This is a genomic window from Bordetella ansorpii (assembly GCF_900078315.1).
Classification (GTDB): Bacteria; Pseudomonadota; Gammaproteobacteria; order Burkholderiales; family Burkholderiaceae_B; genus Bordetella; species Bordetella ansorpii.
The window spans coordinates 185,185-211,334 of the sequence record NZ_FKBS01000002.1 but is presented as its reverse complement, the minus strand read 5'-3'; the positions used below and the strand labels follow the sequence as shown (position 1 = coordinate 211,334).

The 26,150-nt window shown below is 65.9% G+C and carries 24 protein-coding genes; 12 read left to right on the top strand and 12 right to left on the bottom strand.

Annotated elements, in window-relative coordinates:
- Positions 1-193 precede the first annotated feature (193 nt).
- From A7W11_RS00915 to A7W11_RS27190, 3 genes are all read right to left on the bottom strand, one after another.
- Entirely contained in the window at positions 194-511 is a 318-nt protein-coding gene (locus A7W11_RS00915; RefSeq protein WP_066406532.1) for a hypothetical protein, read from the bottom strand.
- A gap of 89 nt (positions 512-600) precedes the next feature.
- A complete protein-coding gene (locus A7W11_RS27830) occupies positions 601-909 on the bottom strand; it encodes a hypothetical protein (RefSeq protein ID WP_156522953.1) in 309 nt (102 codons plus the stop codon).
- Between the two features lie 21 nt (positions 910-930).
- Positions 931-1,344 (bottom strand): helix-turn-helix domain-containing protein, encoded by a 414-nt coding sequence (locus tag A7W11_RS27190; RefSeq protein ID WP_156522952.1) that lies wholly within the window; start codon positions 1,342-1,344, stop codon positions 931-933.
- 726 nt (positions 1,345-2,070) lie between these two features.
- On the opposite strand from A7W11_RS27190, the gene A7W11_RS00910 reads away from it, so the two are divergent.
- From A7W11_RS00910 to A7W11_RS00870, 9 genes are read left to right on the top strand one after another with little or no spacing between them, the layout of a single operon-like run.
- On the top strand, positions 2,071-2,529 hold the full coding sequence (locus A7W11_RS00910) for an arsenate reductase/protein-tyrosine-phosphatase family protein (protein ID WP_066406529.1): 459 nt from the start codon (positions 2,071-2,073) through the stop codon (positions 2,527-2,529).
- A 49-nt stretch (positions 2,530-2,578) separates the two neighbouring features.
- The gene (locus A7W11_RS00905) at positions 2,579-3,700 is read left to right on the top strand and encodes a polysaccharide biosynthesis/export family protein (protein WP_066406525.1); all 1,122 of its coding nucleotides are present in this window, start codon (positions 2,579-2,581) and stop codon (positions 3,698-3,700) included.
- Entirely contained in the window at positions 3,697-5,904 is a 2,208-nt protein-coding gene (locus tag A7W11_RS00900) for a polysaccharide biosynthesis tyrosine autokinase (RefSeq protein ID WP_066406523.1), read from the top strand. Before A7W11_RS00905 ends, A7W11_RS00900 begins: the two co-directional genes overlap by 4 nt.
- A gap of 46 nt (positions 5,905-5,950) precedes the next feature.
- Positions 5,951-7,291: a UDP-glucose dehydrogenase family protein gene (locus A7W11_RS00895; protein WP_066406520.1), complete on the top strand. Its 1,341-nt coding sequence runs from the start codon at positions 5,951-5,953 to the stop codon at positions 7,289-7,291.
- Between the two features lie 2 nt (positions 7,292-7,293).
- Positions 7,294-8,553, top strand: a complete 1,260-nt coding sequence (locus tag A7W11_RS00890; protein WP_066406518.1) for a lipopolysaccharide biosynthesis protein — start codon at positions 7,294-7,296, stop codon at positions 8,551-8,553.
- Positions 8,547-9,869 (top strand): hypothetical protein, encoded by a 1,323-nt coding sequence (locus tag A7W11_RS00885; protein WP_066406516.1) that lies wholly within the window; start codon positions 8,547-8,549, stop codon positions 9,867-9,869. Before A7W11_RS00890 ends, A7W11_RS00885 begins: the two co-directional genes overlap by 7 nt.
- On the top strand, positions 9,866-11,038 hold the full coding sequence (locus A7W11_RS00880) for a glycosyltransferase family 4 protein (RefSeq protein ID WP_066406513.1): 1,173 nt from the start codon (positions 9,866-9,868) through the stop codon (positions 11,036-11,038). The genes A7W11_RS00885 and A7W11_RS00880 overlap by 4 nt, the downstream gene beginning before the upstream one ends.
- Complete coding sequence (locus A7W11_RS00875; RefSeq protein ID WP_156522950.1) at positions 11,035-12,522, top strand: hypothetical protein; 1,488 nt, start codon at positions 11,035-11,037, stop codon at positions 12,520-12,522. Before A7W11_RS00880 ends, A7W11_RS00875 begins: the two co-directional genes overlap by 4 nt.
- 36 nt (positions 12,523-12,558) lie before the next feature.
- Positions 12,559-13,203, top strand: coding sequence for an acyltransferase (locus A7W11_RS00870; RefSeq protein ID WP_066406508.1), 645 nt, complete (start codon positions 12,559-12,561; stop codon positions 13,201-13,203).
- A gap of 2 nt (positions 13,204-13,205) precedes the next feature.
- On the opposite strand, the gene A7W11_RS00865 is transcribed toward A7W11_RS00870, so the two are convergent.
- The 7 genes from A7W11_RS00865 to A7W11_RS00835 are packed head-to-tail and all read right to left on the bottom strand — an operon-like array spanning position 13,206 to position 21,551.
- On the bottom strand, positions 13,206-14,420 hold the full coding sequence (locus A7W11_RS00865; protein ID WP_066406506.1) for a glycosyltransferase family 4 protein: 1,215 nt from the start codon (positions 14,418-14,420) through the stop codon (positions 13,206-13,208).
- Between the two features lie 6 nt (positions 14,421-14,426).
- Positions 14,427-15,560, bottom strand: a complete 1,134-nt coding sequence (gene wecB, locus A7W11_RS00860; protein ID WP_066406497.1) for a non-hydrolyzing UDP-N-acetylglucosamine 2-epimerase — start codon at positions 15,558-15,560, stop codon at positions 14,427-14,429.
- A gap of 35 nt (positions 15,561-15,595) precedes the next feature.
- Positions 15,596-16,699, bottom strand: coding sequence for a UDP-2-acetamido-2,6-beta-L-arabino-hexul-4-ose reductase (gene wbjC, locus A7W11_RS00855; RefSeq protein WP_066406495.1), 1,104 nt, complete (start codon positions 16,697-16,699; stop codon positions 15,596-15,598).
- Between the two features lies 1 nt (position 16,700).
- On the bottom strand, positions 16,701-17,732 hold the full coding sequence (locus A7W11_RS00850; protein ID WP_066406488.1) for a polysaccharide biosynthesis protein: 1,032 nt from the start codon (positions 17,730-17,732) through the stop codon (positions 16,701-16,703).
- A 40-nt stretch (positions 17,733-17,772) separates the two neighbouring features.
- Positions 17,773-18,966 carry a DegT/DnrJ/EryC1/StrS family aminotransferase gene (locus A7W11_RS00845; RefSeq protein WP_066406486.1) on the bottom strand — a complete coding sequence of 398 codons (1,194 nt, stop codon included), beginning with the start codon at positions 18,964-18,966 and terminating at the stop codon, positions 17,773-17,775.
- On the bottom strand, positions 18,967-19,617 hold the full coding sequence (locus A7W11_RS00840; protein WP_156522949.1) for a sugar transferase: 651 nt from the start codon (positions 19,615-19,617) through the stop codon (positions 18,967-18,969).
- Positions 19,617-21,551, bottom strand: coding sequence for a polysaccharide biosynthesis protein (locus tag A7W11_RS00835; protein WP_162270234.1), 1,935 nt, complete (start codon positions 21,549-21,551; stop codon positions 19,617-19,619). The genes A7W11_RS00840 and A7W11_RS00835 overlap by 1 nt, the downstream gene beginning before the upstream one ends.
- Before the next feature lie 412 nt (positions 21,552-21,963).
- Between A7W11_RS00835 and A7W11_RS00830 the strand changes: the two genes are divergently transcribed.
- The 3 genes from A7W11_RS00830 (at position 21,964) to A7W11_RS00820 (ending at position 25,368) form a co-directional block, all read left to right on the top strand.
- Entirely contained in the window at positions 21,964-22,986 is a 1,023-nt protein-coding gene (locus A7W11_RS00830; RefSeq protein WP_066406481.1) for an amino acid ABC transporter substrate-binding protein, read from the top strand.
- A gap of 184 nt (positions 22,987-23,170) precedes the next feature.
- Entirely contained in the window at positions 23,171-24,733 is a 1,563-nt protein-coding gene (locus tag A7W11_RS00825; protein ID WP_066406479.1) for an acetolactate synthase large subunit, read from the top strand.
- Positions 24,734-24,876: 143 nt separating this feature from the next.
- On the top strand, positions 24,877-25,368 hold the full coding sequence (locus A7W11_RS00820) for a MaoC family dehydratase (protein ID WP_328587194.1): 492 nt from the start codon (positions 24,877-24,879) through the stop codon (positions 25,366-25,368).
- Positions 25,369-25,378: 10 nt separating this feature from the next.
- On the opposite strand, the gene A7W11_RS00815 is transcribed toward A7W11_RS00820, so the two are convergent.
- Entirely contained in the window at positions 25,379-25,657 is a 279-nt protein-coding gene (locus A7W11_RS00815; protein WP_066406475.1) for a type II toxin-antitoxin system RelE/ParE family toxin, read from the bottom strand.
- A 35-nt stretch (positions 25,658-25,692) separates the two neighbouring features.
- On the bottom strand, positions 25,693-25,911 hold the full coding sequence (gene relB, locus A7W11_RS00810) for a type II toxin-antitoxin system RelB family antitoxin (protein ID WP_066406474.1): 219 nt from the start codon (positions 25,909-25,911) through the stop codon (positions 25,693-25,695).
- Positions 25,912-26,150 lie beyond the last annotated feature (239 nt).

Genomic DNA, 26,150 nt, shown 5'->3' with positions numbered 1-26,150 from the left:
CTGGGGAGCCGCCAAGCCCATGGAGCACCCAGACGGCACGTGCATTGGCTGCGCGTCGGATATCTTGCGCAAGACTCTGAACACTTCCCGGACAATTCGAGACCAGGTTCCAGAAGCGGTTGCCGTCTGGTTTTCATGCCGAATTGTCCGCCTGCCGGTGACTTGCCATGATAAACATCGAATTTGAACGATATTAATCCGCTCCGTGTCGGATGGACATGAGATCGGCAAGCGATTCGATGCGTGAATTCAATAACGTCATCGATTCTATGCAAAAGCCCAACAACTCGTCGATTTGCACGTGGTCTATCATCGTGCCGGCAGTTGTTCCGTCTTCCGAGATCCCGTGGTTTTTCACCAGAGTCAAAATCGAAGCAACTCCACACGCCAGCTTGCGCGAGGACTCCAGTACGCTGAGCAGCGCCGGGGCGTCGATTTCATTCCTTCTTGCGGCCGTATAGGTTGCGGGATCGAACCGCTTGCCAGCGGTGAAGGTTTCTTGGGTTTCCATTTTTACCGAGGCCTCGAAGCTTTTATAGGACTTTTATAAAGAGCAGCGATGTCCGGCGAACATATGGTCATGATAGCCGCTGCTGCTGACTACAATGCCGGCAACGGGAGCGCTTCAGCATCTGCTGCTCGTTTAATATCGTAACGGTAATTTCTGGAAAAACAAACACATTTGTGTTTTAGTAAAGTGGTGGGAAATAAAAATGAAATGTGAATCTTTGGCCGGGTAATCCAGTCGAAAGATCGCGGCGATGGATTTTCGGTGCAGCCGATCTGCCCTTTGCCGGGTGCGGCGCTGCGCGCGAAGCCGTAGGGGTTGGCCTTACCGCGAGCGGGTCGCGGCTGAACGGCCAGAGTTGCACCACTCGGCTGGCGGCGCGGGCCGCCGGGCAGCGCCATGGGCGGCGAGACCGTGGGGCGTCAGCGTTTTTCTTCTTTGCAAGATCTGACGAATGCGGCGACCAATGCCTCGAGTGTGCGTTTTTCCATGGAAGTCAGGTTCGCATAATCTTCGGCGCTGACTTGGCGAAATGGCCACCTCGCCTGTCCGGGCCCACGTGGCAATCCGGGCCCGTTGGTGGCGGAACCAACGCCAATTCCATCCGTGGGCGGCCGTCCCTGGCTGAGCCACTCGGGAGTAACCCGCAACGCCTGCGCCAAGCGCACCAGCGCGGCGCCGGTAGGCTCGACGCGCTGTTCACTTTCATAGTTGCCGATTGCGCTTTGTGTCAGACCGCTTTCTCCGGCGAGCTCTTTCTGGGTCCAGCCAGCCCCAAGCCTGGCGCTACGAAGGCGTTGTCCGAATGTTTCCAATTTATTTTTATTCCGAGTCACATGATATCCAAATAATAATTATATTTCCTTCCCCGCTCTGGAAAATATAACGCGTGCCGTTGCAAGGCTCAATATTACGTCGAGCGAGACAAGGGAATAGAGTGTCTGTTTGCACTCTCATGTTCATGTGTTTTTCAAAAAATATCTGAAATATCCAATTCAGAGCGGTTTGTGTCTATAAAAGGCAATTTCTCGAAAAGGTTGCGTGCTCGAGAACGAGGCGCCTAGCCGTATTCCTGCCCGGAACCGGGCGGCTGACCCCCGGCCCAGCGTTGGCCGGGCGGCCAAATCTTTCGCGCGGAAACCAGGCGAGCGGTCCTCGTGGTGGGGAGGGAGAGAGGCTGCGGCCCCGAGCAGATGTGTCCCGATTCTCTCCTTGCCTCCCGTAATTGACAAGAACCCCCATCTGGCATTGTAGAAGCGCACGGACCTTGCCTTGCCTTGCCTTGCCCGGGCTGGGCTTGCGGCGGGCCGACGCTCCCGGGGCGTTGACCCCAGCTTCGCCCGCAGGCATCCCGGGCTCGAGTCCGCCTCCACCCCGCGCATGGCCATGCTGCCACGATAAGTATGCATTTGTGTTTTAAAAAAACACAAATGTGTTTAATATGGCGGGCGCGCCGATTGGCGTCGGTAACGATCAGCGTCCCTGGCAATGCGCCGCACGCCGCGCTTTGCTGCAGCGACCGATCCAATGTGGCTTCTTCGATGCACCCTCCCAGATTGCTCATGCTTTGCACCGGCAACCTCTGCCGCAGCCCGATCGCGGAAGCGCTGTTCCGGCATTACCTGCATCAGGCGGGAGAGGACGCGCAGGTGCTGTCGCGCGGCCTCTGGGCGTGCGAGGGCGAGCCGCCGCACCGCAACGTGCTCACCATCGCTGCGCGGGAATACGTCGAGATCGACGAGCGCCGGCGGGCGACGACAGTGGCCCGGGCGGATGTCGTGTGCGCAACCCTGGTGCTGACGATGGATCGCCCGCAGCGGTTCGAGCTGATCCGCCGTTATCCCCAGGCATCGGGCAAGGTTTTCCTGCTGGACCCGCAGGCAGAGGTGCCCGATCCGCTGGGTCAATCCGAACAGGTCTTCGAGACGGTCTGGCATCAGATCGACCGCGGGGTCCGCGATTGGCTGGGGAGGCTGCGCAAGATGGATCTGCTGCGCAGAAGCGGCGGGGTCACGGCGTGACGCGCCGGTGTTGCCTCATGTCTTGAATACAACAGGAGTGCCTTGCTTCATGTGCTTCGCAAAGCGTTACGCGTCCAGCATTCGTACCGCGGCAATGGCCCTGGCCATCGCTGCGTTGTCCGGCTGTGCCATTCCGGGCCATTACCTGGGAGTGGTGCCGCCGTCCGATGACCCGGAAGAGGATGTCCAGGACGTGGGCACCAGGGCGGATGTCTTCCGCATTTCGGCCACGTCTGTTGATCAACTGGTGCAGCGGCAGGCGGCGGCCAGCGCGTCTGTCGTACGGGCCCAACGGCGCGTAGAGGGAACGCAGCAGGGGTATCGCTATCTCGTCGGCGCCTACGATCTGCTGCGCATCACGGTATGGAATCATCCTGAACTGACCAACCCGACGGGCGCATCCGAGGTCCAGACAGGCCAGGAGGTCAATGGCAATGGGACGTTCTTCTATCCCTTCGTCGGGGAAATGCGCGCCGCCGGCCTGACCGTCGGCCAGATACGCGACGCGCTGACGCGCAAGTTGGCGCGCTTCATCGCCGAGCCGCAGGTGGATGTGTCGGTCATGGCGTTCCGCAGCCAGCGCGCCTTTGCCATGGGCCAGTTAGCCAAGCCCGGCATGGCGCCTATCACCGAGGTGCCGATGCGCGTCAGCGACCTGGTCGCGCATAGCGGTGGCCTGACCGATCGGGCCGATCTCGGTGCCGCCGTGCTGACGCGGGGCGGCAGCCAGCTCAAGCTGGATCTCTACGCGCTGTACTACAAGGGGGACCTGAGCCAGGACGTGCTGATCTCGCCGGGCGACATCCTGACCGTGCCGGAGAACCGCTACAACAAAGTGTTCGTGTTGGGCGAGGTCGTCCGGCCGCAGTCCATCGTGCTGCCGCGCGGACGCATGAGCCTGGCCGAGGCCCTGGCCGACGCGGGCGGCGTCAACCCCTTCACGGCGAACACCGCCCATCTGTACGTGATCCGCGGCGGCACCGGCAGCCGGCCCGAGATCTGGTACCTGAATGCCCGAAGCCCCGACGCGTTGGTGCTGGCGGACCGCTTCGATCTGCGGCCACGCGATGTGGTTTATGTCGATCCCGCCGGCGTGGCGCGGTTCGGCCGCGTGTTGAACAACATTCTTCCCAGCGCTTCGCTGCTGCGATCCACCTTACAACAGCCATGACTCGCCCCGACGTGACCGCCACTATTGATTCTTCCGCCGAGGATGACGACACGCACGTTTTCGATTGGATCGACATGCTATTGCAGCATGGTGTGATGACGGGCCTTATTTTCGCCATCACACTGGCCATCGGCGTTGCGTATGCGTTCCTTGCCACGCCGATCTATCGCGCCGACACGTTGATCCAGGTCGAGGACAAGAAGCCCGCGGCGCTGGCCGGCGTCGAGCATCTGGCGGACGCGCTGGGAACGGCCGCCAGCCCGGTGACGGGCGAGGTCGAGATTCTGCGCTCGCGCGGCGTGATCCTGAAGGCACTGGAGAAAACCGGAGGCCTGATCCAGGTGCGTGCGGCAGCAAGTCTGCCGTTGATCGGCGACTGGCTGGAGCGCCGCCGCGCATTGTCCGGCGCAAGCGCAGGAAGTCCTGCCGCCCTGCAGATATCCGAACTGCGGCTACCCGAGGGATACCTGGATAGCGTGCTCGTGCTGCGCAGCCTGGGCGCAGGGCGCTACGAGCTGCAGGACAAGGACGGCGCCAAATTGGGTCAGGCAGAGGTGGGCGAGGCGCTGGCGTTCTCGCTTGACTCGGGGGAGGGGGGCATCGTGGTTTCGGCGCTGCGGGCAGAGGCGGGCGCGACGTTCGAGATCGTCCGGCAGGCGCCGCTGACGGCCTACCGCGAGGTGCTGCGCAATCTCATCGTGGCGGAGAGTGGGCGCGACAGCAACATCATCCGTGTCAGCTACGAGAACCCGGACGAGGGCTACGCCTGCGAACTGGTCAATGCGATATCCACCGTGTACATCGAGCAGGACGTGGCGCGGCGCAGCGCACAGGCGGACCAGAGCCTGAAATTCCTTTCCGGGCAGTTGCCCGACATCGAGCGCAACGTCGAACGCACCGAAAACGCGCTGAATGACTTCCGCACGCGAACTGGAACCATAGACATCGACAAGTCGGCAGGTGCCTTGCTGCAGCGCGCCGTCGACGTCGAGAAGAGCCGTCTGGAACTGCAACTGCAACGCGATGAACTGTTGCAGCGCTACACCCCGGCGCATCCGGCGATCAAGGCGCTGGACAATCAACTGGCGCAGGCGCGCCGCGAGAGTGATCGGGTTTCCGAGTTGACCAGCAAGGTGCCGGCCGACCAGCGCGACCTGCTCCGGCTGCAGCGCGACGTGAGCGTGGGCACGCAACTCTACACCGCGCTGCTGGATACCGTGCAGCAGTTGAAGCTGGCGCGCGCGGGCACCGTGGGCAATGCGCGGATCATCGATATGGCCGTACGGGACGCGCTGCCCGTGGCGCCGCGCAAGTCGCTGGTGGTGTTGATGGCGATTCTGCTCGGCGGGGCGTTGAGCATCGCCGCCGCCACGGTCGCGCGCCAATTGCGCCCGACTTTGCGCGACGTGGAGGAAGTCGAGCGCCTGACCGGCCTGTCCACCTACGCCAACATCCCGGAAAGCCGCGACCAGCAGCGTATTTCGCAGGCGCGGAACAGTTCGGGCAAGCCGTCGCAGGGACTGCTTGCGCTGCAATACCCCGACGACCCCGCCGTGGAGAGCCTGAGGGCGCTGCGGATCGGACTCGCATTCGCCTTGCTGGGCGCGCGCGGCAAATCGCTCGTCGTGACCGGGCCGACCGCCGGCGTGGGCAAGACCTTCATTTCGGCGAATCTGGCAGTGCTGCTTGCCGGCAGCGGCAAGCGCGTGCTGCTGATCGAGACGGACCTGCGGCGTCCGCAGTTGGGCGGCTATTTCGGTTTGCCGCGTGGCCACGTCGGTCTGTCCAGCGTGCTGGCAGGCGAGGCCTCTCTGGCCGAGGCCATCCATGTCCAGCCTGTCGAGTCCGGCGAACTGCATGTGGTCGCATCGGGGCCGCTGCCCCCCAATCCCGGTGAACTGTTGCTGAGCGAGGCGTTCCAGCGCTTGTTGAACGACGTCCAGGATCGCTATGACCACGTCCTGTTGGATTCGGCGCCGGTGCTGCCCGTCAGCGACACGCTGGCGGTGACACGCCACGCGGGCTCGACATTCCTGGTGCTGCGCGCCGAGCAGACCACGTTGGGAGAAGTCCGGGCGGCGGTCAAGAAGATCTCCGGAGCGGGCGGCTCCGTCAATGGGCTGTTGCTCAATGGGGTCATGCGCCGCCGCGTCCGGTTCAGCACGTCCTATTCGTACTACTACCAATATGGCAGGCGCCGCTGAGGCCAGCCCTGGCCGGCGTCGGCACATTACATGTCTGGAGCATTCGATGAAAGTTGCAGTGTTTGGGGTGGGGTATGTCGGTCTGGTTACCGGAGCTTGTCTGGCGGATGCCGGTAACGATGTGGTCTGCATGGATGTCGACGCCGGCAAGATCGCTCAGTTGAACGATGGCGTCATCCCCATCCATGAACCGGGATTGGACGAGTTGGTGGTCCGCAATCACAGTGCCGGCCGCCTGCGGTTCACGACCGATCCGGGTGCGGCGCTGGCGGGCGCGCGCGTGGTTTTCATCGCGGTGGGAACGCCGCCCGACGAGGACGGCAGCGCCGACCTGAGGCACGTGCTGACGGTCGCGGACAGTATCGGCGCGCTCGCCCGTCACGACATGGTCGTCGTGAACAAATCCACGGTGCCGGTCGGCACCGCGGATCGCGTGCGCGTAGCGTTGGCCGAGTCGCAGGGCCGGGTGGGCCGGCGGGACGCGTTGCCGGTCGTATCCAATCCGGAGTTCCTGAAGGAGGGCGCGGCCATCGACGACTTCATGCGGCCCGACCGGATCGTCCTGGGCGGCGACGCCGATGCCGTCGAGACGCTCAAGGCGCTCTATGCCCCCTTTAATCGCAACCATGACCGCATTCTCGTCATGGACACGCGCTCGGCAGAACTGACCAAGTACGCCGCCAATGCCATGCTGGCGACCAAGATCAGCTTCATGAACGAAATCTCGAACATCGCCGAGCGGGTGGGAGCGAGCGTCGAGAACGTCCGCCATGGCATCGGGTCGGACAGGCGCATCGGATACGATTTCATCTACGCTGGCGCGGGTTATGGCGGATCGTGCTTTCCGAAGGACGTGCGTGCGCTGGCGCATACCGCCACATCTCGGGGGTATACCCCACGCATCCTGCAGGCGGTCCAGGCGGTCAATGCCACCCAGAAGCAGCGGCTGTACGGGATGATTGCGCATTTCTACGGCGGGGCGCTGGCGGGGCGCCGCATCGCGGTATGGGGGCTGGCGTTCAAGCCGCGCACCGACGACATGCGCGAGGCGCCCAGCATCGACCTGTTGCGTGCGCTGTGGGCTGCGGGCGCCGTGGTGTCGGCCTACGATCCCGCCGCCATGGATGAGGCCCGCCGTCTGTTCGGCCCGCGCCCGGACCTGCAGTTGTGCCATTCGCCCGAGGCGGCCGTCGCGGGGGCCGACGCGCTGGCCATCGTGACCGAATGGCAAGCATTCCGCAGCCCCGACTTCGAACGCCTGGCGCGTGAACTGCGTGACCGGGCCATCTTCGACGGACGCAATCTCTACGACCCCGGCGCGGTGGAGCGCGCCGGATTGGCCTACTACGGTATCGGGTCGGGCCGCAGCATTTCGATGGCGGATTAGGCATGCAGCGCCTGGCACGCAGCGCGACGATCAACGTGGCGGCGAACGCGGCATCGTCCGCTGCGCAATGGCTGGTGGTCGTCATCTTTGCGCAGGCCTACGGCAGCCAGGCGCTGGGCGCCTACGGCCTGATCCTGGCCGTGGTCTCGCCGCTTTTCCTTTTTGGGGGCCTCAACCTGAGAGTGCTGGCCAGCAGCATGCCGGAGCGGGCCTACGATCCCGCCGCGCTCATGCGGCTGCAGCGCCTGGGCATTGCGCTGGCTGCGGGGGGAGCCCTGGGAGCCGCCGTGCTGCTGCAGCCGCGGGACGGCCTGTCGCCGGGCCTGTGGGTCGCGGTGGTGGCGCTCAAGATGGTGGAGACTGCCGCCGAAGGCCGCTATGGGTTCCTGCAGCGTGCCCACCAGGCCTGGCCGATCGCGGTACGCAAGTTCGTTCGCGCGGGGACGACCGTGGCGCTGCTGTTCGCGCTGGCCCGTCTTGCTGGCTGGCCTCCGGGACCGGCGATGGCCGGTGTATTCGCGGGCGCCCTGGCCGTCTCTCTCCTGCTGGATCGCTGGCCCGTGGCGAAGGGTGGCCTGGCGCGCGCGTCCCGCACGGGGACGGGTGCGCTGCTGCGCATGGCGCTGTTCAGCGGCGCGACCGCCGCCGTGGATGCCCTGGTGATCGCGGTGCCGCGCCTGGGGCTGGGTGGGGCCAGCCTGGCCGCGGTGGGCACGTTCACCGTGCTTGTACAGATTCCCATGGCGGGCGCCGTGGTGGTCAGCGGCATTGGCCAGGCGGTCATCAGCCGCTTGCGTGCGGCGCGCGGCCGACGTGCGTTTCTCACATTGCTGGCCTGCGCTTATGGGGCCGTGGGCCTGCTCGGATTGGCGGGAACGGTGCTGGCGTCCTGGTGGGGAGAGGCATTCGTCCACTTGCTGTATGGCGCCGATTTTGCCGGGGCCGGGGCATTGCTGCCGCCTGTGATGTGGGGCGGTCTGGCGTGGTATCTCGCCGGCATGAGTGGCGTGGGCCTGCAGGCGCGCGGCCGCTACGGCGCGCAACTTGCCGCGACGGTGGCGGCTGTCTGCGCCGCCACCGTCGCCATGGTCCTGCAGCCGCCGACGGTGCAGGGGGCGGTCAACGCGTACCTGGCCGCCATGCTGGCGCGTCTGGCGGTCAGCACGGCCGCCCTGATCTGGATCGTGGCGCATTGGGAAGGCGAGGCGGCCGTGCCGGGCGACTGCGCCGAGTTCCGGCCGGAGGGGCGCGGGCCATGCTGATCAACGTCCTGCTGCTGGCCGTCCTGACCGCGTACTACCTGCGCATCGTGCGCCTCCATGGGCGGGAGAACGTCCTGGCGCCCAAGTCGTTCTACGCGGGAATCAATCTGCTGCGCATCACGCCTTACATGGCTAGCGTGCTGGCCGATCCGGACGTCGTGGATGTGCGGGTGCGGCAGGCCATCGGCGCGGTGAATTTGAACGAGGTTCTTACCGTCTACCTGGCTTGTGAGTTGCTTGGCGCCGTGGTGTTTTTCTCTCTGTGGAGAGGGCGTTCCGCTGACTGGACGGGGCGGCCCTCCCTCCGGCCGGCCGCGAGCTTTCGCCCGGGCCTGCCGACAATTGGCGTTCTGGTGTGCCTGGGCCTGGCGCTGGTGGGGCTGCGCGTGCAGGCCGCGGGCGGCCTGGGATTCCTGCTGGCCAACCTGGCCCTGCGCGCCGAGATCACCGCCGGTTATGGCTTTCTGGTGACGCCCGCCTATGCGTGCTTCGCGCTGGCCGTAGTGGCTGGCGCACAACGCCTGGCAAGCGCGCGCACGCCGTCGAACTGGGCGCTGTTCCTCGGCGTGATGCTGGTTGGCGCGGTTGGCATGTCCCTGTTCGGGGGGCGCAAGGATTCCCTGCTGCTGGGCGCCACGGCGCTGGTCGCCCACGCGTATTTCGTGCGGCCCTTGCGCTGGAGTTCGCCGGTCTTTCCTATCGCCTTCCTGGCGGTCGTCGTCTACACCTATTTCCTGGGCGCGGCGCGGCAACTGGGCGGGCTGGATTCTGTATCGGCAGACCCGGCGTCCGTGTTGCTGGATGGATTGCAGAATTTGTCTGCGTTCTTCAAGACCGTCAGCTACGTGGACACGTATCTTTTCATCGTGGCGCATTTCCAGCAGGCGGAGTACTGGTGGCTGTCGGTCTTCCAGAGTTTCCCCGCGTCGTTCGTGCCCAGTCTGCTGTATCCCGACAAGCCGCCGGTCGACGAAGGCGTCTACATCCGCACGTTGCTGGAGGGCCAGTTCCTGACACCGCCCGCGCCCGCCCGCGTGCTCTATCCGTCGTCGCTGCCTCCGGAAACGCTGGGCAACGGTTATGCCGCCTTCGGCGTGCCGGGCGTGGCGGCATTCTTCGCCGTCAAGGCGTGGTTCTTCCGGCGCGCCTTTCGCATTCGCCTGCGGCAGTGGCAGGCATTGCCGCTCGTCTTCCTGGTGTGCTTTGCCTACAACTTCCAGGTGTCGCCGCTGCGGTTCGTGCAACTGACGCAGTTGCTGCTGATCTGCTGCGCTTGCAATGTCCTGATCCGACTTTTCCGGAGCGCTCGACGATGACAGCCCCTGTTCCCGGACGCGATGCGCCGATCGACGTCCTGGTTTTCATGAAACATTTTTCGCCGGGATTCAAGGTTGGCGGGCCGCTGCAAAGCGTACTGGGCCTGATTGCCTTTCTGCCTGACACGCTGTCGATTCGCGTGATCGCTTTGAACCGGGACCATACCGACCTGACGCCGTATCCGGGCATCGCCACCAATCGGTGGCAGCGGTTCGGCTCCGCACAGGTGTATTACTGCGCCAGCACCGTCCGGGCGTGGAGGGAATTGCGCGCGTCCACGGCGGGCCGAACCCTCTATCTGCAGAGTTGCTTCAGCCCAGGCTGGTCGATGATGCCGCTGCTGCTGGCGTGGCTGGGGGTGATCCGTCCCGCACGTATCGTCGTCGCGCCGCGCGGCGAGCTGTCCGATGGCGCGCTGTCGCTGCGCTCTTGCAAGAAACTCGCCGCCCTGGCAGCCATGCGGTGGCTGGGCTTGCATCGCGGGGTGCGCTTCCAGGCGACCAGCCAGGAAGAGGCGCGGGAAATTTCCGCCCGATTGGGCGTCGTCCCGCACCGCGTGGTCCTGCTGCGCAATCTGCCGCCGCGCAGGCTGCAACACGCGCCGGTCCACCCTGCCAAGGTTCGGGGAGGGCTGCGCATGGTGTTCGTGTCGCGAGTATCGCCAAAGAAGAATCTGTACGAATTGATCGACGCCATGGCGGGTTTGCCCGGCGCCGTCACGCTGGACGTGTACGGCCCTGTCGACGATGCCCGCTATTTCGCGTCCTGCCGGGCGCTGGTGGCGCAGCACGGACTATATGCGCGCGTCCGGTTCCATGGCGGCGTACACCCGGCGCGCGTGGGCGCGGTGCTGGTCGAGCATGATGTCTTCGTGCTGCCGACCAAGGGCGAGAATTTCGGGCATGCCATCTACGAGGCGCTGGCGCACGGCGTGCCCGTCGTCCTGAGCGATCGCACGCCGTGGCGCGGGCTTTGGCAGGACAGGGCCGGCGTCGACGTCGACCTCGCGCAGCCCGATGTGCTGCGGCACGCGCTGGCGCGTTTCGTGGAGATGGACGACGGCGCGTTGGCGGAATTCCGGGCGGGAGCGGAAGCGGTCGCGCGCCGCTATGTCGACAGTGCCGTCGATGCCGATGCCTGCCGCCGCTTGTTCGGTCCCGGGCGATGATGGACAGGCGGCGTTTCTTTTCCAGCATGGCGGGTTATGGCGCCGCCAGCGCGGGCATCGCGGGCATGCCCGCGCTGGCGGGCGCCCCGGATGCTGCCGGGGCCGCCACGCTGGCACAGCGCGCGCAGGCAGCGCTGTCGCGCAAATCGCTGTCGCTGGCGGGTGTCCGCCTGCGCTATGGCGCCCGGACGCTGCGCCTGGCACCGGGCGTCTATCACTATGATCAGACCCTGGAGCTCGATGGCGACCTGTGCCTGGCCGCTGATGGACCGCCAGGCTCCGTGATCCTGAACTACACCGGCAGCGACGTCGCCATCGTGGTGAATTCCCGCGCCGAGGCGTTGCGGGACGCGCCGCACAACACACGCAGCTTCTCGATGGAGAACATCACGCTGGTGGCGGAGCGTGCGTCGCGCGGCATGCAGTTCGGTGCGGCCACTCAGCCCGGCGTCACCTTGCGAGGCGTGGGCCTGCTGGGCGTGCCGGGCTGCCCGCTTTACTGTGGCGACGCCGTCTACTTCCTGGCACTGCGCCACTGCACGATCCGCGGCTGCGGCGCCCCCGTCCACGTGGGGGCGTACTGCGATCTGTTCACCGTGGACGATCGCTGCCTGTTCACAGGCAATCCGGAAGGCGCCCTGCTGCTGCAGTGCCCGACCTTCCTGGTCGCCAACTCCGATTTCGAATCCAACGGCGGGTTGGCCGACATCGTCGTGCGCAACGCGCCAGGAATGGCGATGAACCGGAATGGATTGCTGCTGAAGAACCGGCATGGTCCCGAAACCGCGCCGGCTGCGCAGGCCGTCCGGCACGACATCGCCCTGGTCGAGGCGCCGGGCCTGCCCGACGGTACGGCGATCACGGATCTGCGTATCTGGGCCAATGATCATTTTTCGGGCGGGCGATTTGCGCGCAAGCGCTCTCCCGTGCTCGTGGACGCCCGCATCCGCCGGCTGGACATCCGCAGCGGCCGCCATACCGGCTATGCCCAGTCCGACTACGTGACCACGTCCGATGCCGCCCTGGTGCATGGTACCGGGACGGTCTGGGACAGCCAGATCGATAACCTGCCCGTGCAGGACGCGATACGCGGCCTGTTCCAACGCAACGATCCCTTGGTGCGGCGCGCCTGGGCGGCCGAGCCGCTGGGCGCGGGCGTCCTGGTGCGGGCGACGGGTTTCAGGCGGGCTGGCGCAGGCTCGGGCATGGCGGTATCGGTGCTGCGGGCGAACGCCGACGGCGTCGGCTACGACGCTCGGGTGGGCTGGCTTTCCTACGCGACGCCTGCCGGGCGGCCCATCGAACTGCACGCGTCGGGCGCGGTGATACACAGCACGCTGGACGGCTCCGGCGCCGTTCCCATGAGCCCGGTGTATCTGCAGGCCGACGGCTCGCTGGGGCTGGCGCCGCCGCGGGATGCCAGGCCGCTGCGCGCGGGAATCCTGCTTGAGGCCCGTTGCAACGCCGACATTCTTCTCGATTGATCTCATCAGCCAAGCTCCCTTCCCACAGGAACGCCCATGTCCCATCCCTCAGATTCTTCCTCCAGCAACCCTTTTTTTCCCGGCTATTGGGGGGAGGCCGATCTGGCGCGCTTCGGCTTCAAGTCCGTGGGCCGGCACGTCCAGGTCGCCCGCGACTGCACCATTGCTGGCTTGCAGAACATTTCGCTGGGCGACTACGTACGTATCGACGGGCCGACGCTGCTCGCCGCGGGATCAGGCTATATCCACATTGGTTCCTATGTGCACATCGGCGCCGGATGCTCGCTGGGGGGAGGTGGCGGCATCACGCTGGAAGACTTCTCCGGGCTGTCGCAGGGGGTACGGCTGTACAGCGTTTCGGACGATTATTCGGGCAAGTCCCTGACCAATCCCTGCGTGCCGGCGCGCTACAAGTCAGTCCGTGCGGCCGCCGTCACGCTGGGACGCCACGTCATCGTGGGCAGCAACAGTGTCGTGCTGCCCGGCGTGGCGATCGGGGAAGGGGCCTCCGTGGGCGCATTGACGCTGGTCAATCGCTCATTGGAAGCATGGGGCATCTATTCGGGCACGCCGGCGCGGCGGCTGCGGGCGCGCGATCGGACGATGCTGGAGCTGGAGGCCGCTTTCCTGGCCGACCTGCGCGGCGGCGATGCCGAAGGCGACGCGGCGGCGACGCCGTAGATTCAGCGGCGGCGCGCCCGCTCCAGCGTATTGATGGTGCGGGCCGCTCCGATGGACAGGGCAAGCTCGCGGTCATAGAAATCCCTGCCCGCCACGCCCATCGCCAGGCGAGAGGCCGGTGGCAGGTGCGCCAGGGCCAGCACGGCCTGCGCCAGCGCGGCCGGGTCCTCGGGCGGCACGTTCAGTCCCGCCTCCGCGCGCCGCACCAGGTCGGCCGCATCGCCAGGCACGCCGTTCAGCAGTGGCCGGCCTGCCGCCAGATAGGCCTGGATCTTCGAGGGAATGGTGATCTCGAACAGGGGGTCATTGCGCAAATGGACGAGCAGCACATCGGCGGCGGCGAGCACCGCGCCGATTTCCTTCATCGGCATGGGCGGCAGGAACACGACGTTCGGCAGCCCCATCCATTGCGCCATGGCCAGAAGGCGCGCGCGTTCGATCCCGCCCCCCACCAGTACGAACTGCACGTCGTCCCGTTGGTCCGCCACCTGTTGCGCCGCCTGCAGTACGGACTCCAGCGCCTGCGCGGCGCCCATCGTGCCGGCAAACACGACATTGAATTTGCCGGACATTGCCAGCGGTGCCGGACTGTCCTGAGCCGCTCGCAATGTCCGTTCGTCGCACCAGTTGTGGATCACGTCGATCTTGTCGAGCGGGACGCCTCGTTCGGCCAGCCGGCGGGCAAAGCCGGGCGATAGCACCACGATGCGCGCCGCACGGCGGTACAGTGCCCGGCAGACACCGCCAACCACCCGCAGCAGCCTACCCTGCCTGACCATTCCGGTGGCGGCTAGCGTATCCGGCCAGAGGTCCTGGATGTCGTACACCAGCGGCACGCGGCGCAGGGTGGCCAGGATGGCCGCCGCCAGTCCGGCGGTCGCCGGGGGATGATAGACGTAGACGACGTCGGGCCGGCGTGTCAGCAGGGGGCCGAGAATCGCGGCGCTGGCCAGGAACGACAGGTAGTTCAACGCACGCCGCCAAGCCGAGCCGTCGTGGCTGGGATACAGCGGCACCCTGACCACGCGCACGCCTTCCATCATTTCTATCTGCCATGGCCGAATGCGATAGCCGGGGTACAGCCTGCCCCCTGGATAGTTGGGAAAGCCGGTCAACACGTCGACGTCGTGGCCGGCCGATTGCAGCGCGCGCGCGAAGGCCAGGCCTTTGAGCGCCGGTTCGGGATCGAACCATTGCGTGATGAGCAGAATGCGCATGGTGCCTCAGGACTTTTGCCAGACGACCCGGTTCACGTAGTCGGTGTAGCTGTGCAGGATGCGCACCACCTTCTCGGACACATTGCCTGCGCCATAGTCGGCGACGGGTGCCAGCAGCCGGTCCTCCCCGCGGGGTTGCTGCGCCAGCAATTCCAGCCCCTGCAGCACGCGGGCCGGGTTCAGGCCGGTCATCATCACCGAGGCCTCTTCCATGCCCTCGGGCCGTTCGTGCGCCTCGCGCAGGTTGAGCGCGGGAAAGTTGAGGATGGACGATTCCTCGGTGATGGTGCCGCTGTCGGACAGCACTGCGCGCGCATGCATCTGCAGTTTTATATAGTCCTTGAAGCCCATGGGTTTCAGCAGTCTGATTTGTGGCGGAAGCAGCATGGCCGCCGCATCCAGGCGCTTGCGCGTGCGGGGATGCGTCGAGACGATGATGGGTTCGTCATACGCGGATGCGACCTTCTCCAGCACCGCGACGAAACGAGCCAGATTGCCGGGCGCATCGACGTTTTCCTCTCGATGGCCGCTGACCACGAAGTACCGGTGCGGCGTCAGGCCCAGGCGCGACAGGATGTCGGACTGCTCGATGCCGGCTCGATAGTGTTCCAGCACTTCGCGCATGGGGCTGCCCGTCTTGATGATGCGGTCCGGCGCGATGCCTTCGCGCAGCAGGTATTCCCGGGCGATGCTGCTGTAAGTCAGGTTGATGTCGGCGATGTGGTCGACGATGCGCCGGTTGATCTCTTCCGGCACGCGCTGGTCGAAGCACCGGTTGCCGGCTTCCATGTGGAAGACGGGAACGCGGAAGCGCTTGGCTGGCAGTGCGGCCAGGCAACTGTTCGTGTCACCCAGGATCAGCAGGGCATCCGGCCGCGTCTGCGCCAACCATGCGCCGACGGCGATGATGATGCGGCCGATGGTGTCCGAGGCGGTGTCGCCGGCGGCATCCAGGAACAGATCAGGCTTGCGCAGCCCCAGGTCCTGAAAAAAGATCTCATTGAGTTCGTAGTCGTAGTTCTGGCCGGTGTGCACCAGTTGATGCTCGGTGTGGCGGTCCAGCGCGGCGATCACGCGCGACAAGCGGATGATTTCCGGGCGCGTTCCCACCACGGTGGCCACTTTCAGTTTCTTGGTCATCGATAACCTTGCGCAAATAAGAGGGCTGCCTGCGTTCAGACGGGGGACGGGATGGTGTCGGGGCGCTGGCGGTCGAATACTTCGTTCGCCCAGAGCATCACCACCAGTTCCCGCTGGCCCACATTGGTGATGTCGTGGGTCCAGCCCGGTACGGTTTCGACGATAAGGGGGTGGCCGCCTTCGGCATGGATCTCATGCCGTTGGCCGGTGGCGATATGACGAAAGCGGAAGCGTGCACTGCCTCGGACCACGAGGAATTTCTCGGTCTTGGTATGGTGGTAGTGGCCCCCGCGCGTCACCCCGGGCGCAGCCGTGAAATATGAGAACTGGCCGCTGTCTCCCGTCTTGAGCATCTCGACGAATTCGCCGCGGGCATCGGCATGGCGTGGGACGCCGTAGGAAAAGCGCGCCGGCGGCAGGTAGCTGACGTAGGTTGCGTACAGCGCGCGCGGCAGGCCGGCGCCCACGGCATCGATACGCAGTTCCACGCGGCTGCGGGAGAAGCGTTCCAGCATGTCGGCCAACTGGCCAACCGTCGTGCGGTAGACGGGCACGTCGCAGAAGTCGGGCGCGGGCGGCTGCTCGCGCAGTATCCCGATGAAGGTGTCGGCCACGTCGTCGACGTAGGCCAGATGCAGTGCCGCGTCGCGGTCGTGGATCGTGATGGGCAGGCCATTGGCCAGGTTGTGGGCGAACGTCGCCACCGCGGAGTTGTAGTTCGGGCGCGCCCACTTGCCGAATACGTTGGGCAGGCGAAACACATACACCTTGGCGCCCGCCTGTTGCGCGTAGGCGCGCAGCTCCTGCTCGGCTTGCCGCTTGCTCACGCCGTACGGGGTGTCGTTGCCGGCCTGCGCCGAGGAGGCCAGTATCACCGGCAACGCGCGGCCTTGCGCCAGCAGGCAGCGCGCCAGCCTGGCGGTGACGCCGACGTTGCCGGCCTGGAATGCGCTGGGATCGGTGGGGCGGTTCACTCCCGCCAGATGGACGACCGCATCCACCTGCGCCAGGACGCCGGGCAGGTCGGCGTCCGAGTCGTCCCGCGTCCATGGAACGGGATGCAGGCCGGGGATCTCCGCCAGGCGGATCATCAGGGTCTTGCCGATGAAGCCGGCCGCGCCGGTGACCAGTATCCTCATCTCAAGCTTCCTGCGCGACGGGTTCGCCGCGCAGCACGGCGCGCATGAAGGGCAGCTTCAGCAGCATGCGCTTCATGCCGTCCAGGTCCAGCCGTTCGGTATTGTGCGAGTTGTAGTCTTCCGCAACCGAAATGCTGGTTTCGCCCTGTTCGACGAACTTGCCGTAGTTCAGGTCGCGCAGGTCGGGCGGCACTCGGAAGTACTGGCCTTCGTCGCGCGCGGCCACGCACTCCTCCCGGCTGAGCAGCGCCTCATAGAGTTTTTCGCCGTGCCGCGTTCCGATCACGTGTATCGGATGGTCGGGCCGCTCCATCAGGTCGGCGACCGCCCGCGCCAGCACGCCCACCGTGGCGGCAGGCGCCTTCTGCACGAAGATGTCGCCGTTCGTGCCGTGCTGGAAGGCATACAGCACCAGTTCCACCGCATCTTCCAACGTCATCATGAAGCGCGTCATGGAAGGATCGGTGACCGTGATGGGCTGTCCCCGCAAGATCTGTTCGACGAACAAGGGAATGACCGAGCCGCGCGAGGCCATGACGTTGCCATAGCGGGTGCCGCAAAACGTGTGGGCGCCATTCAAATGGCGTGATTTGGCGACCATGATCTTCTCCATCATGGCCTTGGACGTTCCCATGGCGTTGATCGGATAGACCGCCTTGTCCGTGCTCAGGCACACCACGCGGGACACGCCCGCGGCAATGGCCGCCTCCAGTACGTTCTCGGTGCCCAGGACATTGGTCCTGACGGCCTCCATGGGATGGAACTCGCATGACGGGACCTGTTTCAGGGCCGCCGCATGGAAGATGAAATCGACCTTGCGCGCCGCGGCCAGGATGCTGCGGTAGTCCCGCACATCGCCGATGTAGAACTTCATCTTGGGGTGGGGGTAGCGCCGGCGCAGGTCTTCCTGCTTCTTCTCGTCACGGCTGAAGATGCGGATTTCCGAGGCACCGGTTTCCAGGAATCTTTGCAACACTGCGTGGCCGAACGAGCCCGTTCCACCTGTGATCATGAGTACTTTGCCGTCTAGCATTCTGAGGATGTCCGGTGAGTCTGTGGGCGGCGTGGCTGCGCTAGTCCTGAGCCGGGCGGCCGGCCGAGGCCTGCCGCAGCACGTCTTCCAGGGCTTGCGCCGCATGGTCCATTTCAAGGTCGGTCAGGGTGGGATGCACCAGGAACATCAGGCTGGTCTCTCCCAGCCGCCTGGCGTTCGGAAGGCGCTGCGGTGGGCGTAGCTCGGTGTTGTCGAAAGCGCGTTCCAGGTAGACCTCGGCGCACGACCCCTGGTAGCAGGGGACGCCGCGCGCCTCGATGGCCTGCAGAATCCTGTCGCGGCTCCAGCCCGGGGCCAGCCGGTCGGGCTCCACGAACAGGTAATGCTTGTAGGCGGCATGCGCGATGCCGGCTGGCGTGACCGGGGCCCGCACCACGGGATACCGGCGGGCCACCTCGTCCAGGCGCGCCGCATTGGCCTGGCGGCGTGCCGTCCAGGCGGCCATGCGGCGCAACTGGATCCGGCCGATGACTGCCTGCACCTCGAGCATGCGGGCATTGGTGCCAAACGTGTCGTGGACCCACCGAAAACCCGGCGGGTGCTGCCTCGCGTACACGGCGTCCCAGGCTTTTCCGTGATCCTTGTACGACCACATCGCGGACCACAGCGCCTCGCTGTTGGTGGTCACCATGCCGCCTTCGCCGCCGGTGCTCATGATCTTGTCCTGGCAGAAAGACCAGGCGCCGACGTGCCCAATGCCGCCCACCGGCCTGCCTTTGTAGCGCGCGCCATGCGCCTGCGCGCAGTCTTCGATCACGTAGAGATTGTGTCGGCGCGCCAGCTCCATGATCGGGTCCATGTCGCAGGGCCAGCCGGCCAGGTGCACGCAGATGATGGCGCGCGTGCGCGGGGTCAGAACGGCTTCGATGGTTTGCGCGGTGATGTTCTGGCTATCCAGGTCCACGTCTGCGAACACGGGCCGCGCGCCGGCATTCACGACGCAGGAGGCCGACGCAAGAAAGGTGCGCGGCGTGACCACGACCTCATCGCCCGCGCCGATGGCCAAGGCCCTGAGCGCGGCCTCCAGCGCCAGCGTGCCGTTGGCTAGCGCGATGGCATGGGCCGCACCGGTCCAACCGGCGAATTCGCGCTCGAATTCGCGGCACTCGTTGCCCGTCCAGTAATTCACCCGATTGGACAGGATGACACGGCTGGCCGCGTCGGCTTCTTCCTGCGTATAGGCGGGCCAGGGGGAAAAGGGGGTGCCAAGCATCTACGGGCTCTCCTTGTGCGTAGCGGGGCGGGATTCGTGGAAGGAAGTCGGCGCATTGCCGTCCGGGTTGCCCCTGAACGGCTCCATCGTCGCCGAGCCCGGCGCGCTGATGCCTTCGCGATGCAGCACCTTGCTGAACGTGCGCCACAATATCCGCATGTCCAGCGCGAACGACCGGTTCTCGACGTACCAGACATCCAGTTCCAGGCGCTGCTGCCAGGGCAGGGCGTTGCGGCCATTGACCTGCGCCCAGCCGGTGATGCCGGGCCGCACGTCATGGCGGCGGCGCTGCCGCTCGGAGTAGAGCGGCAGGTAATCGGGCAAGAGCGGCCGGGGGCCGACCAGGCTCATGTCGCCGCGCAGCACATTCCACAGTTCGGGCAGCTCGTCCAGGCTGGTGGCTCGCAGCCTGGCGCCCAGGCGGGTCATGCGTTGCGCATCGGGCAGCGGGGCGCCATCCGCGCCGCGATCCTGGCGCATGGAGCGGAACTTCACCATCTCGAAGAGCGTGCCGTTCTTGCCCGGACGCAGTTGGCGGAACAGCGCGGGTCCGCCCAGGGTCATGCGGATCGACAGCCAGATTGCCAGCAGCAGGGGGCTGAGCAGCGCCAGCGCGAGCAGCGCGGCCAGTACGTCGAAGGATCGCTTCATCACGGCGAGGCCTCGGAGCCGGCCAGCAACGATGAGACGCGTGGCGCGGGCAGGGATGCGCCGCGCAGCGCCGCAACGGGGTCGCGGGCCGGGCGCGGGACCCAGGGCGAATAGGGAGAGAATTCATCGACCAGGTCTTGCAGCGCCTGCAGCATGGCCTGCGCGCCGCTGCCGTCTTCGCAGCGGGCCAGCAGCGTGTGCAGGCGCACCTGCAGGATTTCCACAGGCAGGAAGGGTTCGCGCGAGCAGAGAATCCTGGGGTGATCGCTGGGGGCCGCGTGTTGGCCGATCAGCAATTCCTCGTAGAGCTTTTCGCCCTGGCGCAGGCCGGTGATGCGGATTTCCACTTCGCCGCCGGGTTCGTGGGCCGATCGTTCGGTCATGCCGGACAACTGGATCATGGCGCGCGCGAGATCCATGACCCGCACCGGCTCGCCCATGTCCAGCACGAAGACTTCACCTCCCCTGGCCATGGCGCCCGCCTGGATGACCAGTTGGGCGGCTTCGGGTATCAGCATGAAATAGCGGGTGATGTCCGGGTGTGTCACCGTCAGCGGACCGCCACGGCGCAGTTGCTCGCGGAACAACGGCACGACCGAGCCCGAGGAGCCCAGCACGTTGCCGAAGCGGACCATGCTGAATGTCGTGGCCGATCCCGGCGCATCCGCCAGCGCCTGGAATACCAGTTCGCTGGCGCGCTTGGTGGCCCCCATGACATTGGTCGGGCGTACCGCCTTGTCCGTAGAAACGAGCACGCAAGTCGCCACGCCCTGCCGTGCGGCGCAGCGCGCCACCACCCAGGATCCCCAAACGTTGTTGCGGATACCCTGGGCGATGTTCGTTTCGACCATGGGAACGTGCTTGTAGGCGGCGGCGTGATAGATCGTATCGATGCTGTGGCGCCGCAGGATATCCTGGACCAGGACCTCCGCGCAGACCGAGCCCAGCACCGACACTATCTCCAGCCCGGGATGCTGGGCGCGCAGCTCGCGCTCGATTTCGTACAACGCATATTCGGAATGGTCCAGCAGGACCAGCGTGAGCGGACCCAGGCCGGCTATCTGGCGGCACAGTTCGCTGCCGATCGAGCCCCCCGCGCCCGTGACCAGAACGTGTTTGCCCGTCACGCAGCGGGCGAACAGGTCCTGGCGTGGCGCGATGGGGCGCCGGCCCAGCAGATCTTCCAGGGATATTTCTCGAACCGACTGGGGGGACACGGGCGCATTGACCATCTCGGCGAGGGTGGGCAGCGTGCGCACAGGTACGGCATGCCTGCGCAACTGGCGGTATATCTCTCGGTGCCGGCTGGCCGGTACGGACGGCATGGCCAGGATGACCTGTTCGATGTCCAGTTCGACGCGGACGGCCAGCAGCCGCTCGACCGACACGATCCGCAGGCCGGCCATGTGGCGGTTGTAGAGGTCCCGGTTGTCGTCCACGAATACGACAGGCTGGTATACGCCGCTGGCGCGCATCGTGGTGACCAATTGGAAGCCCGCTTGTCCTGCGCCATAGATGGCCACGCGCGGACGTCTTCGGCGACCACTGGGGGCATTGCGCAGGAACCGTCCCGCCCCGAACCGCGACAGCACGAGATAGCAGAACGCCACCAGCAGAAAAACGGGAATGCTGCCCGCAGCGGGCGTACCGGGCCACCCCTGGATGGACGCCGCGGCGAATGCTTGCACTCCCAGCGCCGCGGTGCCCAGTGTGGCGGCGCGCAGGAAACGTGAATCGATGAAACGGACCAACGGGCTGTACAGGCCGCAGGCGGACAGTAGCGGCAATGCGGTCAGGGCCAGCAAGGCGGGCGTCATCCACGCCGAGAAGCGCACTTCCTGGGATGGTCCCTGCAGGACCGCAAGGTGCATGAAAGCGGTCAACGCGAGGAAATCCGCCGCCAGCATCAACGCCATCTTCTGCCGACGTGGCATGGAGACCAGTCGGCGTTTTGCCTGGATGAACATACGTCCTACCAATTCCGGTGCGATTCGGGGCGATGCCGCACGGTGGGTGCGGATATCGGTGCAACGGTGCTGCCCGCCGGATGGCCCGCAGGGAAAACGCCGCCGCGAAACCCCCGCGGCGTTGCCCCGGAGGCGCATGCACACAGGGCGCGCAGCAAATTCGTTTAAACACAGTTGTGTTCGTACATTTAAACACGATTGTGTCTTTCTGAAAAGACTGGGATGTCGTTGCGCGTATCTGCGGGGGGACGCTGCGGATTGCGGGGTGGCGAGAACGGGCGTAATCTCGCCGGTCGTCCGTGACCGCGGATGTACCCAAAGCGCTGCGCTTGCCCCATCCGGGTGGCCGCGGCAATGACATATTCAGGAGATCAGTGCTATGAAGCGGCAAATTGCCATGGTGGTGGGGGCTATCGCGCTGGCTTGCGGCGCCCAGGCGGCGCATGCGGGTCCGACGCTCGATGCGGTCAAGAAAAAGGGTTTCGTCCAGTGCGGCCTGACCGACGGCGTGTCCGGCTTCAGTTCGGTCGACAGCAAGGGCGTCTGGTCCGGCATGGACGTGGACATCTGCCGCGGCGTGGCCGCCGCCGTGTTCGGCGATTCGCAGAAGTTCAAGGGCCTGGCCCTGTCCACGCAGCAACGCTTCACGGCGCTGCAGTCGGGTGAAGTCGACGTGCTGCTGCGCACCGTCACGCTGACCCAGACGCGCGACACCTCGCTGGGCCTGTCGGCCGTGGCGGTCAGCTTCTACGACGGCCAGGGCATCCTGGTACGCAAGTCCCTGGGCATCAAGAGCGCAAAGGAGCTGGACGGCGCCACCGTCTGCGTGCAGCCAGGCACCACCACCGAACTGAACCTGTCTGACTGGTTCCGCGCCAACAACATCAAGTTCACGCCGGTCGTGATCGACAAGGTCTCGGAAGTCGTGCGCGCCTTCGAGTCGGGTCGCTGCGATGCCTTCACCGACGATTCCTCGCAACTGGCCGCCGTGCGCGCCACGCAGGTCGCCAAGCCCGACGACTACGAGATCCTGCCCGAGCGCTTCTCGAAAGAGCCGCTGGGTCCCATGGTGCGCCAGGGCGACGAGAACTGGCTGGGCATCGTGCGCTGGACGCTGTTCGCCCTGATGGAGGCCGAGGAATACGGCATCACCCAGAAGAACGTCGACGAGATGTTGAAGAGCAACAACCCCAATGTGCTGCGTATCCTGGGCGTGACGCCCGGCGCCGGCAAGAACATGGGGCTGGACGAGAAGTGGGCCTACAACGCCATCAAGGCCGTCGGCAACTACGGCGAGATCTTCGAGCGCAACGTCGGCAAGAACAGCAAGCTGGGCCTGTCGCGCGGCACGAACGCGCTGTGGAACCAGGGCGGCGCGATGTACCCGTGGCCGGTGCGTTGATCTAGGTGTTTATACGGACGTGGGCGCTGGCCGCCCCGTCCGATCCGCGCTGTCCGGGAATGGTCCCATCTTCCGGGCATTCAATGGTTCCATCGCGGGGAACCGTCTATCCCTATCATCGACGCAAGCCCGCTGCGGCCTGGCGGCCGCGGCGACTTCCCCCCTCTTTTCTTCCGCGAATCCCATGAACGGCGCCGACAGCCTCTGCGACACCCTGCTTGCCAACGATATCGACGTCTGCTTCGCCAATCCCGGCACGTCGGAAATGCACTTCGTCGCGGCGCTCGACGGCAAGCCGCGCATGCGCTGCGTGCTGGGCCTGTTCGAGGGCGTGGTAACCGGCGCGGCCGACGGCTACGCGCGCATGGCCGGCAAGCCCGCCGCCACGCTGCTGCATCTGGGACCCGGCCTGGGCAACGGCCTGGCCAACCTGCACAACGCCAAGCGGGCGCGCACGCCCATGGTCAACGTGGTGGGCGATCACGCCACCTATCACGTGCAGTACGACGCGCCGTTGACCAGCGACGTGGACACCGTGGCGCGTCCGATGTCGCATTGGGTCGGCCGCATTGCCGACGCCGCGTCGCTGTCGGCGCAGGCCGGCGAAGCTATCCGCGTGGCGCGCCAGGCGCCCGGCAATATCGCCACCTTGATCCTGCCTGCCGACGCGGCCTGGACCGATCTGCCCGACAGCACGCCCGCGCCCGTCGCCGTGCCGCTGGAAGGCCCCAAGGCCCCGGACGCGCAGGCCATCCGCGCCGCCGCACAGGCTATCCGCAGCGGCCAGACCACCATGCTGCTGCTGGGCGGCGCCGCGGTGACGGGCCGCGCGCTGGCCGCCGCCGGCCGCATCGCGCATGCCACGGGCGTGCGCCTGGCCTGCGAGACGACCAATCGCCGCGTCGAGCGCGGCATCACGCGCACGCCGCTGCCGCGCCTGCCCTATCCGGTGGACATGGCGGTGGCCTTCCTGCGTGACGTGCGCCAACTGGTGCTGATCGGTGCCCGCCGGCCGGTGGCGTTCTTCGCCTACCCCGGCAAGCCCAGCCTGATCGCGCCCGATGCCTGCGACATCCTGACCATGGCCGACGTCGACGTGGATCTGGATCACGCCCTGGAGTGGCTGGCCGAAGAGCTGGGCATCGCTTCCGATGCGCCCCAGGTGCAGGGGCCCGTACTCGACGGCAGCGACATCCCGCAAAGCGGCAAGCTGACCAGCGCCGCCGTCAACCGCATCGTCGCGCACCTGCTGCCCGAACATGCCATCGTGTGCGACGAATCCATCACGCAGGGCCGGGAGCTGAGCACCTTCGGCATGTCGGCGCGCCCGCACGACTGGCTGCAACTGACCGGCGGCGCCATCGGCATCGGCCTGCCCATGGCGGCCGGCGCGGCCATTGCCTGCCCCGATCGCAAGGTCGTCACGCTGCAGGCCGACGGCAGCGGCATGTACACGGTGCAGGCGCTGTGGACGCAAGCGCGCGAGCAGCTCGACTGCGTGACCGTGGTCTACGCCAACCGCACGTACGCCACGCTGCATGGCGAGATGAAGAACGTCGGCGTGCAGCAGATGGGCGAGAACGCGCGCCGCATGCTGGACCTGGACAACCCCAGCCTGGACTGGGCGCACCTGGCGCGCGGCATGGGCGTCGAGGCCGTGCGCGTGGACACCGTGGAGGACTTCACCCGCGCGTTGCAGGGCGCCTTCGGCCGCAAGGGCCCCTACCTGATCGAAGCGCTGATCTGAGCGCATTGCGTCTGTCACGGCTTCGCCAGCTTATCAAGCACGGTTTTACCGTGTCCGCCAGCCGCAACAATCCCCATGCGGCCAGCGGCGTATTGGTCTATGCTTGATTTTGCTGCGCTGCAGCGTAGCCTCGGTTCCGCGCCATTCTTTCATACGAGCGGCGGGCCGCACGACCGACAAGGAAGGAAGCAATGAAATTCGCCGAATTGCGCGAAGGCATGGTGATCAAGGGTGGCCCGCTCAAGGTCACCGAAGAGGAAGTCCTGGCGTTCGCCCGCAAGTTCGACCCGCAGTGGTTCCACACCGACGTCAAGCGCGCCGAGGAAGGCCGCTGGGGCGGCCTGATCGCCAGCGGCTGGCATACCTGCGCCATGGCCATGCGCATGGCGGTGGACAGCATCCTGCACGATTCCGAATCGTTCGGCTCGCCCGGCCTGGGCGAAGTGCGCTGGCGCGTGCCGGTGCGGCCCGGCGACGAGCTGCGCCTGGAAGCCCGCGTGCATGCCGCACGCGAGTCGTCCTCGCGCGACGACCTGGGCATCATCAACTGGGGGTGGGTGATCTACAACCAGCACAACGAGGCGGTGCTGGAGCTGGACGCGACCAGCCTGTTCGATCTGGGCGGCGGCGACTAGCCTGCGGTCTTCAGGAAGGGTATTGCTGTCTGGCGTGCAGGACGGCCCTGACCTCGATGTGATCTGCCTGTACTTCGTAGACGACGATGTAATTGGGATGGGCCACGATCCCACGCGTATTCGGAGCGCGGCCGAGCCTGAATAGATACGGATGTTCCGAGGCGGGTCTTACCGAACCTTCGATTTGATCGTGGATCGCGATGGCTGCGCGGACGTCATATTGGGCGATGAAATCGGTGATGTCGTCCAGGTGATCGAGTGCGGCGGCACTCCAGAAAACGGGAAGCATCGTCAGTCTGGTTTCCGTGCTGCGAAACCAGGTACTTATTCGTCACGCCTGCGCAGCTTGCCGGTCGCGGCTTCCTGCTCGGCCAGTTTGGCGGCCAACTTTTCCCGGATACGCGCCATCGCCTCGTCATGCGGAATGCTGGGCCGCGGATCGTTCCGGCTGGCTTCCACCTTCGCGCGAAACCAGCGGTCGTAGCGGGCCGCTTGTTCTTCGGTTTCGAATTCGGAGGTAGTGGGGGGAAGGACTGCGCCCATGGCGATGGCTCCTGATGGGGCATCCAGTGTAGGGCATCCGGGCGTGATGCAGGCAAGCAGGGCGGATTTTGTCACCCTTGGCTTTGACCCCAATTCAGTGGGACGCCGATCACCCGAGCCCGCACGCGATCGTGCAAGGCGGTCAGTGGTCCCGCACGGGCAATCGCCGCACGGAGCCGTTCTCGTTACCGCCAGATGGGACCCATAAAACAACAACAGGCGGCCATCGATGCCGATGG